This window comes from Sporomusa malonica, from assembly GCF_900176355.1.
Lineage (GTDB): Bacteria > Bacillota > Negativicutes > Sporomusales > Sporomusaceae > Sporomusa > Sporomusa malonica.
This window is the reverse complement of record NZ_FWXI01000010.1, coordinates 99,665-113,505: the sequence shown is the minus strand read 5'-3', so window position 1 is coordinate 113,505 and position 13,841 is coordinate 99,665. Positions and strand designations below refer to the sequence as shown.

Annotated in this window: 14 protein-coding genes; all 14 read left to right on the top strand. The window is 44.9% G+C overall.

Annotated elements, in window-relative coordinates; genetic code table 11:
* Positions 1 to 20 precede the first annotated feature (20 nt).
* The 14 genes from meaB (at position 21) to B9A22_RS13125 (ending at position 13,840) form a co-directional block, all read left to right on the top strand.
* Positions 21 to 959 carry a methylmalonyl Co-A mutase-associated GTPase MeaB gene (meaB, locus tag B9A22_RS13185; protein WP_084576196.1) on the top strand — a complete coding sequence of 313 codons (939 nt, stop codon included), beginning with the start codon at positions 21 to 23 and terminating at the stop codon, positions 957 to 959.
* Positions 960 to 1,095: 136 nt separating this feature from the next.
* On the top strand, positions 1,096 to 1,539 hold the full coding sequence (gene mce / locus B9A22_RS13180) for a methylmalonyl-CoA epimerase (protein ID WP_084576195.1): 444 nt from the start codon (positions 1,096 to 1,098) through the stop codon (positions 1,537 to 1,539).
* Positions 1,540 to 1,704: 165 nt separating this feature from the next.
* Positions 1,705 to 3,234, top strand: a complete 1,530-nt coding sequence (gene mmdA, locus B9A22_RS13175) for a methylmalonyl-CoA decarboxylase subunit alpha (protein ID WP_084576194.1) — start codon at positions 1,705 to 1,707, stop codon at positions 3,232 to 3,234.
* 46 nt (positions 3,235 to 3,280) lie between these two features.
* A complete protein-coding gene (locus B9A22_RS13170; RefSeq protein WP_084576193.1) occupies positions 3,281 to 3,553 on the top strand; it encodes an OadG family transporter subunit in 273 nt (90 codons plus the stop codon).
* A gap of 40 nt (positions 3,554 to 3,593) precedes the next feature.
* Positions 3,594 to 3,995: a biotin/lipoyl-containing protein gene (locus B9A22_RS13165; RefSeq protein WP_084576192.1), complete on the top strand. Its 402-nt coding sequence runs from the start codon at positions 3,594 to 3,596 to the stop codon at positions 3,993 to 3,995.
* 137 nt (positions 3,996 to 4,132) lie between these two features.
* Positions 4,133 to 5,290 carry a sodium ion-translocating decarboxylase subunit beta gene (locus B9A22_RS13160; RefSeq protein WP_084576191.1) on the top strand — a complete coding sequence of 386 codons (1,158 nt, stop codon included), beginning with the start codon at positions 4,133 to 4,135 and terminating at the stop codon, positions 5,288 to 5,290.
* Between the two features lie 13 nt (positions 5,291 to 5,303).
* The gene (locus tag B9A22_RS25450) at positions 5,304 to 5,465 is read left to right on the top strand and encodes a hypothetical protein (protein WP_176215507.1); all 162 of its coding nucleotides are present in this window, start codon (positions 5,304 to 5,306) and stop codon (positions 5,463 to 5,465) included.
* Positions 5,466 to 5,591: 126 nt separating this feature from the next.
* Positions 5,592 to 6,893, top strand: a complete 1,302-nt coding sequence (locus B9A22_RS13155) for an SLC13 family permease (RefSeq protein ID WP_084576190.1) — start codon at positions 5,592 to 5,594, stop codon at positions 6,891 to 6,893.
* A 323-nt stretch (positions 6,894 to 7,216) separates the two neighbouring features.
* The gene (locus tag B9A22_RS13150) at positions 7,217 to 8,566 is read left to right on the top strand and encodes an SLC13 family permease (protein WP_084576189.1); all 1,350 of its coding nucleotides are present in this window, start codon (positions 7,217 to 7,219) and stop codon (positions 8,564 to 8,566) included.
* Between the two features lie 180 nt (positions 8,567 to 8,746).
* Positions 8,747 to 9,931, top strand: coding sequence for a CaiB/BaiF CoA transferase family protein (locus B9A22_RS13145; protein ID WP_084576188.1), 1,185 nt, complete (start codon positions 8,747 to 8,749; stop codon positions 9,929 to 9,931).
* A gap of 194 nt (positions 9,932 to 10,125) precedes the next feature.
* Positions 10,126 to 10,671 carry a hypothetical protein gene (locus tag B9A22_RS13140; protein ID WP_084576187.1) on the top strand — a complete coding sequence of 182 codons (546 nt, stop codon included), beginning with the start codon at positions 10,126 to 10,128 and terminating at the stop codon, positions 10,669 to 10,671.
* 380 nt (positions 10,672 to 11,051) lie between these two features.
* Positions 11,052 to 11,477, top strand: coding sequence for a SoxR reducing system RseC family protein (locus tag B9A22_RS13135; protein WP_342747834.1), 426 nt, complete (start codon positions 11,052 to 11,054; stop codon positions 11,475 to 11,477).
* Between the two features lie 50 nt (positions 11,478 to 11,527).
* Complete coding sequence (gene rsxC / locus B9A22_RS13130) at positions 11,528 to 12,853, top strand: electron transport complex subunit RsxC (RefSeq protein WP_084576185.1); 1,326 nt, start codon at positions 11,528 to 11,530, stop codon at positions 12,851 to 12,853.
* Between the two features lie 12 nt (positions 12,854 to 12,865).
* The gene (locus B9A22_RS13125) at positions 12,866 to 13,840 is read left to right on the top strand and encodes an RnfABCDGE type electron transport complex subunit D (RefSeq protein WP_084576184.1); all 975 of its coding nucleotides are present in this window, start codon (positions 12,866 to 12,868) and stop codon (positions 13,838 to 13,840) included.
* Position 13,841: the final 1 nt, after the last annotated feature.

The window sequence follows — 13,841 nt, the reverse complement described above, 5'->3', positions numbered from 1 at the left end:
TAACTGTGCAGGTGATAAAGATGAATATAGTTGAAGAGGTGCTGGCAGGGTCCAAACGGGCCCTGGCCCGCGCCATCACCGCTGTGGAAAACGAATATGATGAAGCAGCTGAGATCATGCAAAAACTCTATCCCCACACCGGCAAAGCCCATGTTATTGGTATTACCGGTCCCCCTGGGGCTGGCAAAAGTACCTTGACCGATAAACTGGCCAAGGAATATCGTCGTCAGGGAAAGACCGTTGGGATTATTGCGGTTGACCCGACAAGCCCTTTTTCCGGTGGCGCTATTTTAGGTGACCGTATCCGGATGAACGAGCTTACCTTGGATGAAGGTGTTTTCATTAGAAGTATGGGGACTAGAGGCAGTTTGGGTGGTTTGTCGCGTAAAACGGCAGAAGCTGCCAAAATTATGGATGCCGCTGGTAAAGACATTATCTTTATTGAAACAGTAGGTGTAGGTCAGTCTGAAGTCGATGTCATTAAAGCCGCTGATACGACAATCGTTGTATTAGTGCCTGGCCTTGGCGATGATATTCAGGCCATTAAAGCAGGTATTTTGGAAATTGCAGATATATTTGCAATTAACAAAGCCGACAGAGATGGAGTCGATCGCTTAAACACCGAAATCGAGATGATGCTTGACCTCAATCAAAATATGGTTGACTGGCGGCCCCCGGTAAAAAGGACAGTAGCCAGCAAAGGCGAAGGCATTGCTGAGCTCATAGCCGCTGTTGAAGACCATATAAGCCATCTTAAGCAATCAGGACAGCTGGCTGTTCGGCGTACCGAACGGACAAAAAATGAACTGCTTGCCTTATTGGATGAACATATTGGCCGGTATATTCTCAAACATATTACAACTGGCGGAAATTTTGACTCATTAGTAGCGTCGGTGGAAAAACGGGAACAAGATCCCTATACTGTTGTCGCCAACCTATTGCGCCAAACTCTACGATAATCCGGAATACTTATGGTGCTTAATAGGAAAAACTGATAGCAAACCGCTGGGAAAATATAGTACCTGATATTAAAATATGGTATCATGTATATAGATTGGATATAATCAATCGAATTTTTAACAGGAGGTAAAGAATATGTGCCAAGATTGTAACTGCGGCGTAAACGCCCGCAAATTTAAAGTTCTCAGAGTTGACCATATCGGCATTGCGGTAAAAGATATGGAACAAGCAAAAAAGTTTTACACTGAAGTGCTTGGTATGACTGCTATGGGCGAAGAAGTTGTCGAGCAGCAGAAAGTAAAAGTTTGCTTTATTCCTTGCGGCGACAGCGAAGTTGAGCTGCTAGAATCAACCTCCCCTGATGGCCCAGTAGCTAAGTTTATTGAAAAGAACGGCGAAGGCATCCAGCATGTCGCCCTTCGTGTAGACAACATTGAGGCTGCTCTTGCTGATCTTAAAGAACAAGGCGTTCGCCTGATCGACGAATCCCCACGCTATGGCGCTGGTGGTGCCAGCATTGCTTTCGTTCATCCGAAAGCAACCGGCGGCATCCTGCTCGAACTTTCCGAGCGCAAGTAGACATGCTCATAAACGCCCATCTGCGTTGTTGCTCCTCAGACGCTTTGCTTGTGTACGTCCGTGTACGCGGCGCTGCAGCGTCTTCCGGTGCGCCTAGCAGCTGAGCATTTCTGAGCAGTCTCATTAGGAACATTTAGTTTCCAAGTAATGGAGGTGTTTTTCTAAATGGCTACAATCCAAGAAAAAATTGCGGATCTGAAACAACGCCAGGAAAAAGTGAAATTGGGCGGCGGTCAAAAGCGTATCGAAAAGCAACATGCGTCCGGTAAGCTTACTGCCCGTGAACGCGTAGAAAAACTATTAGACCCTGGCACTTTTGTTGAACTCGACCAATTTGTTAGTCATCGTTGTACCAATTTTGGCATGGAGCAACAAGAAGCTCCAGGAGAAGGCGTAGTAACCGGCTACGGCACGGTTGAAGGTCGTCTAGTCTATGTATTTGCTCAAGATTTTACCGTAATTGGTGGATCCCTGGGCGAAATGCATGCTGCTAAAATCGTAAAAGTACAGAAATTGGCTCTTAAAATGGGCGCTCCTTTAGTTGGTATCAACGATTCAGGCGGTGCTCGAATTCAAGAAGCAGTTGATGCTTTGGCCGGTTATGGCAAAATCTTCTATGAAAACACCCTGGCTTCGGGCGTAATCCCGCAGATCTCGGTAATCATGGGACCATGCGCTGGTGGCGCCGTATATTCCCCTGCACTGACTGACTTCATCTATATGGTGAAGAACACTAGCCAGATGTTTATTACTGGACCACAGGTTATTAAATCAGTAACCGCTGAAGAAGTGACTGCCGAAGCATTGGGCGGCGCTATGACTCACAACTCAACTTCTGGTGTGGCTCATTTCGCAACCGAAAATGACGATGACTGCATGCAGCAGGTTCGTTATCTCCTCAGCTTCTTGCCAAGCAACAACATGGACGATGCTCCTATTGTTGACACTGGTGACGATGCCAACCGGATGGACGAAGGACTAAATACTCTTTTACCTGATAATCCTAACCAGCCTTATAACATGAAAGATGTTATTAAGTCTGTTGTCGATAATGGTGAATTCTATGAAGTCCTTGCTCATTATGCACAAAACATTATCACCTGCTTTGCCCGCTTTGATGGTCAGCCGGTAGGTATTATTGCTAATCAGCCTAATGTTATGGCCGGTTGCCTTGATATTAACGCTTCAGACAAGTCCTCACGCTTTATCCGCTTCTGTGATGCTTTCAACCTGCCATTGGTTAATCTTGTTGACGTTCCTGGCTTCTTGCCTGGTACTGATCAAGAATACGGCGGTATTATTCGTCATGGCGCTAAAATGCTGTACGCTTATTCTGAAGCAACTGTGCCTAAAATTACAGTTATTACCCGTAAAGCATACGGCGGTTCGTATCTGGCTATGTGCTCCCAAGATTTGGGTGCTGACCAGGTTATGGCTTGGCCTTCTGCTGAAATCGCTGTTATGGGCCCAGCTGGTGCCGCTAACATCATTTTCCGTGGCGATGCTGAAGCTGAAGCCAAAACTGCAAAATATGTGGAAGACTTCGCAACCCCATATAAAGCGGCAGAACGCGGTTTCGTTGATCTAGTTATCGAACCGAAAGAAACCCGGCCGCGGATTATTACTGCGCTCAACATGTTAGCTAGCAAGCGCGAACAGCGTCCTGCCAAAAAGCACGGCAATATTCCGCTATAATTCTCTCGCTTAAACTTTCAGAGCGGAAAGAAAGGGGATAGTTAACGTGGGCTTTTTTGACTCATTATTTGGCAAGCCTGAGCCACCTAAGGCTAAGAAAAAGAAGAAAAAAGCAGTCGCAGCAGCAACTGAAACAGCGGATGAATCTTCAATAGCTATAGAAGCTGAGGGGCTTAGTCCAGAAGTAGTTGCCGTTATTACCGCTAGCATTTATGCCATGATGGGTACCGGCAACCTAGCTGTTAGGATTACCCGTACTGGTAACCAGTGGGCCAATGTGGGACGGCAGAAGATTATGGATAGCCGTCAGTTTGCCTAAACGTATATAGAACACCATCAATGAATGGAGGTCTGTTTGAATGAAAAAATTCAATGTAACAGTTAATGGTAATACCTATGAGGTAGAAGTAGAAGAAGTAGGTGGCGCTGTTTCCGCCCAACCGCGTGCAGCAGCCCCTGCAGCAGCTCCTGCAGCCCCTGCAGCTGCTCCGGCAGCCGCACCTGCTCCAAAAGCCGCAGCCGCAGCTCCTGCACAAGTTTCTGCTGGTGATTCCCCAGTAGCCGCTCCAATGCCGGGCAAAATAGCTAAATTAGTTGCAAAACCTGGTCAGAAGGTGAAGAAGGGTGACGTCATCCTTATTCTTGAAGCCATGAAAATGCAAAATGAAATCGGCTCACCTGCTGATGGTACTGTTAAGTCCATCAACGTAACTGCCGGACAAAACGTAAAACCTGGCGAGGTTATGGCCGTTATCGGTTAATTTTTCAAGGGGAAATTGGTGCGGCTTATATAGCGCCGCACCAATTCCTAATGTTTCCTGTTGATATATTATGTAAGGTTCACTATGATTAATATGATGATTTTTCACAAACATTTATTAGGAGGTAAAAAACACACATGGAAGCATTGATTCACCAGTATCCCTGGCTTGACGAACTCCTCATGGGTTTCATTGGTCTTAGCTGGAAGCATGTCGTCATGTGGGCTGTCGGCGCCCTGCTCATCTATCTTGCCGTAAAACATGACTACGAACCGGCTCTCCTTCTCCCAATCGGTTTTGGCGCAGTTTTGGCCAATATTCCGCACTCTTCGGCAGTTTCGACTCACCCAGGTGAAGAGGGGTTCCTCATTGTTCTCTACAATGCAGGTATTGCTAACGAACTGTTCCCTGTACTTATCTTTATTGCCATTGGTGCTATGTGCGACTTTACACCGCTGATCCGTCGCCCATCGGTAATGCTGTTTGCCGCTGCTGCTCAGTTTGGCATTTTTGCTACAGCCGTTGGCGCAACTTTGGTAGGTTTCTCGTTTGAACATGCTGCATCCATCGGTATCATTGGTGCCGCTGACGGCCCTACTACCATCTATGTAGCCAGCCGTTTTGCTAAAGAACTGCTAGGACCTCTGTCTGTTGCCGCATATTGCTACATGTCACTCGTTCCGGTAATTCAGCCGCCTGTTATTAAAGCGTTGACTACTGAGAGTGAACGTAAGATTAAGATGGGTTTTGAAGGGGAAGAACCTGTTTCCCAAACCACTAAGTTCTTTTTCCCAATTATGATTGTAGTTATCGCTGGTATTGTTGCTCCTATCTCTGTTGCTCTTATCGGCAGCTTGATGTTTGGCAATCTCTTAAAGGAAAGCGGCGCTGTTGAAAACCTTTCAAACTGCGCTCAGAACGAACTTGCCAACCTTGTTACGCTTGTACTTGGTATCACTATCGGCGGTACTATGACAGCTGAACGCTTCCTGACTTTCGATGTTCTTCTGATCATGTGCCTGGGTGCTGTAGCCTTCGTGTTTGATACTGCCGGTGGCGTACTCTTCGCCAAGCTCTTAAACACTTTCAGCCCGACCAAGATTAATCCTATGATTGGTGCTTGCGGTATTTCGGCTTTCCCAATGTCTGGCCGCGTAATTGCAAAAATGGCTCTTAAAGAAGATCCCACTAACTTCATTATCCAGCATGCTATTGGGGTAAACGTAGCCGGACAGGTTGCATCTGTTGTGGCCGGTGGTTTGGTACTCGCCCTGATTCCGGCACTGGCGAAATAGGGGAGGTAAATAAATGGAAAGCGCAACTTCAAAAGCTATAACTCTAATGCTAATTGCATTGCCGACCATGTTCGCCGTTATCGGCGTTTTCATTGCAGCCACTAAGGCTCTACATGCCGCATTTCCTGCGCCGGTAGAAGATGAAGATGACGAAGAATACGAAGACGAAGAATAGGAATTAGCTTATATAAACCAGCAAACTTGCCCCGTATGCACCTGAATTTTGTCAGTTGAATTCTCTTGCTGAAGTATTAGACATAGTTTAGCTGGACTACTGTATGCAATAGGAGAGGGAAAACTTATGGAAATCAGTACCGCCGCGTTGGCGTCAATTACTGCTTTGGTTATTGTTGTTCTCATTTCTTGCTTTAAGGAAATGAATGTTGGTATTCTTGGTATCGCATCTGCGTTACTTGTTGGTATCGTGTTCTCTGGCATGAAGGTTGCAGCCATCTTTAAAGGCTGGCCAGTGGGACTGTTCATGATCTTGATTGGTGTAACCTTTATGTTTGCTTGTGCTCAGGTAAATGGTACTATGGAAAAATTTAGTGCCTATGCTGTACGGCTTGCAAAAGGCAATACTGCCTTAATCCCAATTATCCTGTTTGTGCTTATCACAATAGTGACAACTATTGGCCCTGGTAACATTGCCGCTACTGCGCTTATGGCGCCGGTAGCTATGGCCATTGCAGGTCGTATTGGTCTGCCGGCCTTTGCTATGACCCTGTTGGTTGTTGGTGCCGCAAATGGTGCAGCATTCTCGCCGTTTGCGCCAACCGGTATTATCTCAAATGGTATCATAGCCAAGATGGCTCCAGGTCTCGGTATACCAGCTGACCAGCTCAATAGTCTGGCCTGGAAAGTACATTTTAACTCGGAAATTGTGCAAGGGTTAGTAAACTTCGGCGGCTTCTTCTTACTTGGTGGCTTAGCTTGGATGCGCAAACAACGCGGTTCATCTGCACTCAATATTGATGAGATTGCACCTAAACCTGAGCCTTTTACATCTAAACAAGTAGCCACATTAGTGGGTATTGCTGCGTTAGTGCTTTCAGTAATTGTTCTTAAATGGGATGTTGGTGCGGTCGCCTTTGGTATTGGCGCAATCTTTATGCTGTTCGGCATTGCCGATGATGCTAAAGCCGTTAAGGCCATGCCGTGGGGCGTAATCCTTATGGTGTGCGGTATGTCTGTGCTGATCGATATCATGGATCAAGCCGGTGGCTTAAGCGCTCTTGTTAAGATGATTGCTATTATCTCTAACCCCACCACCGTTAATGGGGTATTAGGATTCATTACCGGCCTTATCTCCGCATACTCAAGTTCTTCAGGTGTGGTAATGCCGATGTTCCTGCCTATGGTTCCTGGCATCATTAAGCAGATTGGCGGCGGTAACCCAGTGGCGCTTATCTCGTCAATTAATATTGGGTCTCACATTGTTGATACATCACCGCTGTCAACTCTTGGCGCGCTCTGTATAGCCTGTGCAGCTGACCATGAAGACAAAGCCAAGCTTTTTAGAAATTTAATGCTGTGGGGTTTGTCAATGGCGGTAGTCGGTGCTCTGGTGTGCTATGTAGCCTTCGGTATCCTCGGGTTATAATTTAGAATAAACAAGACGGGGGAGGTTTCTCCCTCCTTCGTCTTATTATTTTTCGCCAAATTTAAAGAAAAAAATATCGAATTATGTCTGAACAAAAAGGATTATATCTTTTATTGTCGAATAACCATAAGGCGTAGAAGATACAATTTTTTTTACTCAGAATTTTTCAGATAAGTGTGTATTTACCTAATAATTGTGAAATAAGAAAATTGTTGGTGAAAGGGGGTATTGAGTTCAGGTTAGTGTGGAATAGTATAATAAATAGTTCGCGGCTTGTCTAAGTAATATCTTCAATAAATTCAAGATGCGGGGAGGAATTGTAAATGGATATTTCACTAGCAGCAATAATGTCCATTGTTGCATTGGCAATCGTTGTAATTATCAGCTGTGTCAACGAAGATCTTAACGTAGGTTTTCTTAGCATTGGTTTTGCCATAATCGTCGGCGGTTTCTGGGGAGGAACTACAGGCGCAAAGGTGCTTGGCTATTTCCCTACCAGTTTGTTTATGATTTTAGTTGGGGTAACCTTCTTATTTGGTATGGCTCAGACCAACGGTACTATGGAAAAACTAACAGCCTATTCTGTTCGCCTATGTAAAGGCAATACGGCGATTGTACCGTTGATTGTATTTGCACTTACAACTTTTGTTACAACTATTGGGCCTGGTAATATCGCAGGTACTGCCCTGATGGCTCCTGTGGCCATGGCAATTGCTACCCGGATTGGTATGCCTGCTTTCTTGATGACTTTATTGGTTGTCGGCGCAGCTAACGGTGCGGCCTTCTCGCCTTTTGCTCCTACTGGTATTATTTCTAACGGTATTATTGCCAAAATGGCTTCCGGGCTCGGAATTCCGGCTGACCAACTTAGCGGTCTGGCCTGGAAAATCCATTTTAACTCTGAAGTTGCGCAAGGTTTAGTAAACATTGGCGGTTTCTTTGCACTTGGTGGTTGGGCCTGGATTCAAAAGCAACGCGGCCAGGCTCTTAACATTGATGAACTGGCTCCTCAGCCTGAACCATTCAATAAGCATCAATGGCTGACTCTTGCCGCAGTTGGTATTCTTATCCTCTTAGTTGTACTGCCTGGTTTGCCTGCAACCAAGGGGCTGTTCTCAAAATCAGTGATGAATCTCTTATCTAATGTCGGTACTGTCGCTTTCATCCTTTCCGGCATACTTATGTTGACTGGTTCTGGCGACAGCAAAGCTGCCATCAAAGTTATTCCATGGGGCGTAATTATGATGGTGTGCGGCGTAACTGTATTGATTGAAGTTATGGATAAGTCTGGTGGCCTTAAGGCTATGGTAAAAATGATTGGCGCAATCTCCAATCCGACTACCATTAACGGTGTTCTTGGTTTCGTAACCGGTCTTTTGTCGGCTTACTCCAGCTCTTCAGGTGTTGTAATGCCGATGTTCCTGCCAATGGTTCCTGGGCTTATTAAAGAAGTCGGCGGCGGTAACCCGATTGCCATGATTTCCTCGATTAACATCGGTGCCCACCTTGTTGACACTTCACCGCTTTCCATTCTTGGCGCGCTGTGCATTGCGTGTGCCGGTGAGCATGAAGATAAGGCCAAACTATTCCGCAATCTCTTAATGTGGGGCTTAGCCATGTCGGTAGTAGGTGGTATCGTCTGCTATGTATTCTTCGGATTACTTGGCTTCTAATTAGAAGTGTGCAATAGGCCGGGATTTTACCCCGGCCTATTGTTTTTTATTGCATGTTTGCGTATTTTTTTATAGAGCATAATAGAAAAGTAGGTTTTAGTTTCGGTTGAGATTCCCATACCCAAGTACCAGCTTTTGGTAATTTATGTAGTAAAAATTACGAGCTAGGGGGATGGTTATATGAAACCGCTTCAAGATTTAATTGTTTTAGATTTGACAAGGGTACTTGCCGGCCCGTATGCTGGTATGATGTTGGCCGATTTTGGGGCTAATGTCATTAAAATCGAACCTCCTGGGATAGGAGACGATTCTCGGGCGTTTGGACCGTTTATCGGGCAAGAAAGTGCTTATTTCATGAGCCTTAATCGCAATAAGCGCTCAATGACGCTTAACTTAAAAAACCCAGGAGCGCGTGCTTTATTTCGTCAAATGGTAGAAAAGGCTGACATTGTCGTAGAAAACTACCGCCCTGGGACTATGGAAAAGTTTGGTCTTGATTACAATATGTTAAAAGCGGTTAATCCACGCATAATTTATGCGGCTTGCTCAGGTTTTGGACAAACCGGCCCTTACCGGGATAAACCGGCGTATGATGTAATTGTTCAAGCTATGGGGGGGATTATGAGTATTACCGGTCCAGCAGGGGGGCCGCCTACTCGGGTAGGTGCTTCCATTGGTGATATTATTGCCGGCTTATTTACTGTAATTGGCATTGAGATGGCGTTATATCACCGGGAAAAAAGCGGGCACGGTCAAATGATTGATGTTGGCATGCTTGACTGTCAGTTGGCCGTTTTAGAGAATGCCATAGCTAGGTATATGGTAGCAGGAATCATCCCTACTCCGTTAGGGAACCGTCATCCGTCAATTACTCCCTTTGAGGCTTTTACGGCTAAAGATGGTTCAGTTATTGTCGGTGCAGGTAATGATAAGTTGTTTGAAAAATTATGCACCCTGTTAGGTAAACCTGAGCTGGCGAAAGATCCTCTGTTTGCAACAAATGCATTGCGTACGCAAAATGCTCAACAATTAAAAGGAATTTTAGATGGTATTTTTGTGCATAAAAACATTGCTGACTGGCTTGATGCACTAGAGGCTGCAGGTATTCCGTGCGGACCCATTAATACCATTGATAAAGTGATTGGTGATCCTCAGGTCATTGCCAGAGACATGATTATGAGCACCAAGCATCCTACAGCTGGTATTGTTAAAATGCCAGGAATTCCAATTAAACTATCAGATACTCCCGGGGCGGTTGAAAAACCGGCGCCGCTATTAGGCCAGCATACTGAAGAAATTTTGCAGGAATTGTTAGGGCTAAGTATACAGGAAATCAACAAGCTTAAGGAGAATAAAGTAATATAAAGGATTACTTTATTCGATGACTAACCCGCTCTAAGACTCCACTTTCCTGTGCCCTTTAGGGTATACAAGTGGGAGTTAAAGAGCGGCTAAGTCCCTGGATAAGGGCGACTAACCTCAGGTGGGGTTAAAACCCCATCTGAAGCTAAGTCTACTTTATAGAAAAAACAAAAGTTTTTACGGAGGATTCGGTTAAGTTGGAAAAAGTAGTAGTACAATCTGAGGCCAGCAAAAAAAACTTTATTGTGATGACAATAGCCATAACGGCCTTTGCGGCTCTTGCCATTTTTTCACTGTACAAATGGTTTGTTCTAAACCTGTTTCAACCATTGGAAATCATGGCTGCATCCATGATTCTATTTGTGCTAGTCGAGCGCATGACAGCCAAGTATACCTACGAAATGGATAAAAAAGTTCTTAGACTTACCAAACGCGGCTTGTTAGGCAGTATAAGCCATGAAGTGCCGTATCGCGATATTTTTGGGGTATATCGTTATAAACCTCAGCTTATCGGCGTACTCAAATTTCGTCGCACTTACCGTTTTAATTCAGCGCTTGATGCGCGGGATGTATGGACATTAGCTTATTCTGTATCTGACAATAAGGGGAAAACACAAAATAGACGTTTTTATTTTAAACCAGGTGACAAGTTATTGGCGGCGTTGCAGTCAAAGTTACCAGATAAGGTTATGATTCCTGAGGAGCAAGTTATTAGAGATGTATTGAGTAAAGAAAAAGATTGAGATAATACTGATGGTAGAAATTACAATAGATGCCAATAATTAAAATTTGATTAATTCGTAAAATTATATATAATTGTATTAGCAAAAACCATTCCCAACATTACAAATGATGCTGAGGAATGGTTTTTTTATAATAAGGTATGTAATTTATTAGAGATTTTGTACAAAATTTCACAAAAAACTATAGTAATTTTTTTGAAAATCTGGTATTGTAATTACAGTTGGAATTTTTCAAATATACCGAATGCGGTATTTTGTCGAAAAAGTGAAAAAAGTAATTTGTGCCAAATTGAAGGTAATCAACTATTTTAGGCGAATATATTAATCCGTTTTCAGCAAGAATTTAATTATTTTATTTACCTAATCCTGCGAAGGGGGGAATAACACTGGACAAAGAGCAGGAAGGCATAGTATTAGAAGTCTACGATGGAATGGCCAAAGTAAAAGCAAGTCGGCATAGTGATTGTGAAAACTGTGGAACATGCGCAGGCAATGAAGCCATCGTGGCCGAAGTTCTCAATCCGGTGGGGGCCCAAAGAGGCCAGCGAGTAGTTATTGAAATCAAGGAAGCAAATATGCTCAGAGCGGCTTTTGTTGTATATATGTTGCCGCTCATCGCAGCTGTTGGTGGAGCATTTGTTGCTACTTATTTTACCGATCTCCATCAGGTGGCAAATCCACTGTGGTATCAGATTGGTGGCGGCTTTGCAGCCTTTGGTTTGTCTATTATGTATGTCAGGTATTATGATCGCAATGCCAAAACTGATGACAAAATGAAACCAGTCATTATCCGTATTTTGTCATGAGCCAGGCTTTGATAGGCGATTAAACTGCACCAAGCAAAAGGAGTGAAAGTATGGCAAAAAGCTTTCGCGGGGGAGTACATCCCGACGACCGCAAACGGTATACGGCTGCCAAATCGATAGAAGTGGCACCATTACCGCAAAAAGTCATCATTCCTACCAGGCAGCATCTGGGCGCGCCTTGCGCACCGGTAGTCAAGGTGGGCGATTTGGTCAAGAAAGGACAGGTAGTAGCTGAGGCCCAAGCCTTTGTCGCCAGTCCTATTCATGCCTCAACCTCAGGAAAAGTTGTTGAAATTGCCGAATACCCTCATCCGGTTTTTGGCACTTGTCAGGCAGTTGTCATTGAAAGCGATGGTCAGGATGAGTGGGTTCCTGGTTTGCCGCTGAGCCGTGATTGGCAGTCAATTGACACTAAAGAACTTAAAGAGCTTGTCCGTCTGGCAGGTATTGTGGGCATGGGTGGCGCAACCTTCCCGACCCATGTAAAAATGTCACCGCCGGCAGAAAAACCCATAGATTCTTTTATCTTAAATGGGGCAGAGTGCGAGCCGTACCTGACTGCCGACCATAGAGTCATGCTTGAACAAACCGAACGTATAATTACTGGTATGAAAATTGCCATGAAGATTCTCGGTGTTAATAAGGGCTATATCGGAATTGAAGAAAATAAACCTGATGCTATTGATGTCATGCGCAAAGCCTGTGCTGGCTCTAGCATTGAGGTAGTTCCGCTTAAGACTAAATATCCTCAGGGCGCTGAAAAGACCCTGATTAAGGTGATCATTGACAGGGAAGTTCCTTCCGGCGGACTGCCTATGGACGTAGGCGCTGTTGTACAAAACGTAGGTACTCTTGTAGCCATGGCTGATGCTGTTGAAAAAGGAATTCCTCTTATTGAACGCGTTGCTACTGTCACTGGCGGTGCCATCGCTGAGCCGAAAAATATTTTGCTAAGAGTAGGGGCAACCTTTGCTCAAGCTGTAGCAATGTGTGGTGGCTTTAAAGATCAGCCGGTTAAAGTAATTATGGGTGGCCCGATGATGGGTATGGCGCAACGTACTCTTGATGTACCTGTAATCAAAGGTACGTCTGGTATTCTGGCACTCAGTGCTTCTGATGTCAATATGGGCCCAGAACAACCCTGTATCCGCTGTGGTCGCTGCGTTGATGCCTGTCCAATGGGACTTGTACCAAGTATGTTGAGTATTCTTGGTGAACGCGGCGTATTTGCCAAAGCGAAGGAAGAATATGACCTGCTTGACTGCGTAGAGTGTGGTTCCTGTGTATATGTATGTCCGGCTAAACGTAATATTGTTCATTATGTTAAATTATCAAAAGCACAAAACGCAGCAGCTGCGGCTGCACAAAAGAAATAGGAGGTGGGCGGTATGAGCGCAGAAGTAAAACTGGACGTTGGTACCTTAACAGTTTCGGCATCACCGCACATCAGGTGCGACGAATCTATCGCTAAGATTATGTGGGCAGTTAATCTGGCATTAGCACCGGCGGCTTTGTTCTCGGTGTACCGTTTTGGTATGCCAGCCTTGACGACCATGGTTATCTGTATTCTGGTGGCCATGGCTACAGAATATCTTATTCAGAAGTGGCAGAACAAACCAATTACTATCAATGATGGCAGTGCCTTTTTGACTGGACTCTTACTGGCCATGAACATTCCGGCGACTTTACCTTGGTATATGCCAGTGTTTGGTACTGTGGCAGCAATTGCTGTAGCCAAGCACACTATGGGCGGCCTTGGCTACAATATCTTTAATCCGGCGCTTGTTGGTCGGGCAATTCTATTAGCTTCCTGGCCGGTGGCCATGACTACCTGGCCCGAGATGACGAGTAAATTGGATGGAGTTACTTCGGCTACTCCTCTTGGTATTTTGAAACTGCAGGGCTATGAAAAACTTGTTGCTATTTTTGGTGACAAAGTTGAAATGTACAAAGCCCTCTTTATCGGCTCCCGCAGCGGTAGTATGGGCGAGACCTCAGCGCTGCTCTTAATTCTCGGCGGACTATTCCTTATTTATCGTGGCTATATCAAATGGCAGATTCCGGTATTTATGATTGGTACTGTTGGTGTTTTAACGGCTGCATTTGGTCATGATCCTATCATGCATATGATGTCAGGTGGACTTATTCTGGGTGCATTTTATATGGCTACCGACATGGTGACCATCCCCATTACTGTTAAAGGTCAAATCATTTTTGCCGTAGGCGCAGGCTGTCTTACAGTGTTAATCCGTTTATTGGGCGGTTATCCTGAAGGGGTTTGCTACGCAATTCTACTCATGAACTGTGTAACGCCGCTGATCGACCTTTTGGTTAAGCCTGCAAAATTTGGGGCAAGGAGGTAAA

What these genes read in the sequence shown, in the direction of transcription:
- meaB (WP_084576196.1), top strand. Translation starts at nt 21, where the DNA reads ATGAATATAGTTGAAGAGGTGCTGGCAGGGTCCAAACGGGCCCTGGCC.
- mce (WP_084576195.1), top strand. Translation starts at nt 1,096, where the DNA reads ATGTGCCAAGATTGTAACTGCGGCGTAAACGCCCGCAAATTTAAAGTT.
- mmdA (WP_084576194.1), top strand. Translation starts at nt 1,705, where the DNA reads ATGGCTACAATCCAAGAAAAAATTGCGGATCTGAAACAACGCCAGGAA.
- B9A22_RS13165 (WP_084576192.1), top strand. Translation starts at nt 3,594, where the DNA reads ATGAAAAAATTCAATGTAACAGTTAATGGTAATACCTATGAGGTAGAA.
- B9A22_RS13160 (WP_084576191.1), top strand. Translation starts at nt 4,133, where the DNA reads ATGGAAGCATTGATTCACCAGTATCCCTGGCTTGACGAACTCCTCATG.
- B9A22_RS25450 (WP_176215507.1), top strand. Translation starts at nt 5,304, where the DNA reads ATGGAAAGCGCAACTTCAAAAGCTATAACTCTAATGCTAATTGCATTG.
- B9A22_RS13155 (WP_084576190.1), top strand. Translation starts at nt 5,592, where the DNA reads ATGGAAATCAGTACCGCCGCGTTGGCGTCAATTACTGCTTTGGTTATT.
- B9A22_RS13150 (WP_084576189.1), top strand. Translation starts at nt 7,217, where the DNA reads ATGGATATTTCACTAGCAGCAATAATGTCCATTGTTGCATTGGCAATC.
- B9A22_RS13145 (WP_084576188.1), top strand. Translation starts at nt 8,747, where the DNA reads ATGAAACCGCTTCAAGATTTAATTGTTTTAGATTTGACAAGGGTACTT.
- rsxC (WP_084576185.1), top strand. Translation starts at nt 11,528, where the DNA reads ATGGCAAAAAGCTTTCGCGGGGGAGTACATCCCGACGACCGCAAACGG.
- B9A22_RS13125 (WP_084576184.1), top strand. Translation starts at nt 12,866, where the DNA reads ATGAGCGCAGAAGTAAAACTGGACGTTGGTACCTTAACAGTTTCGGCA.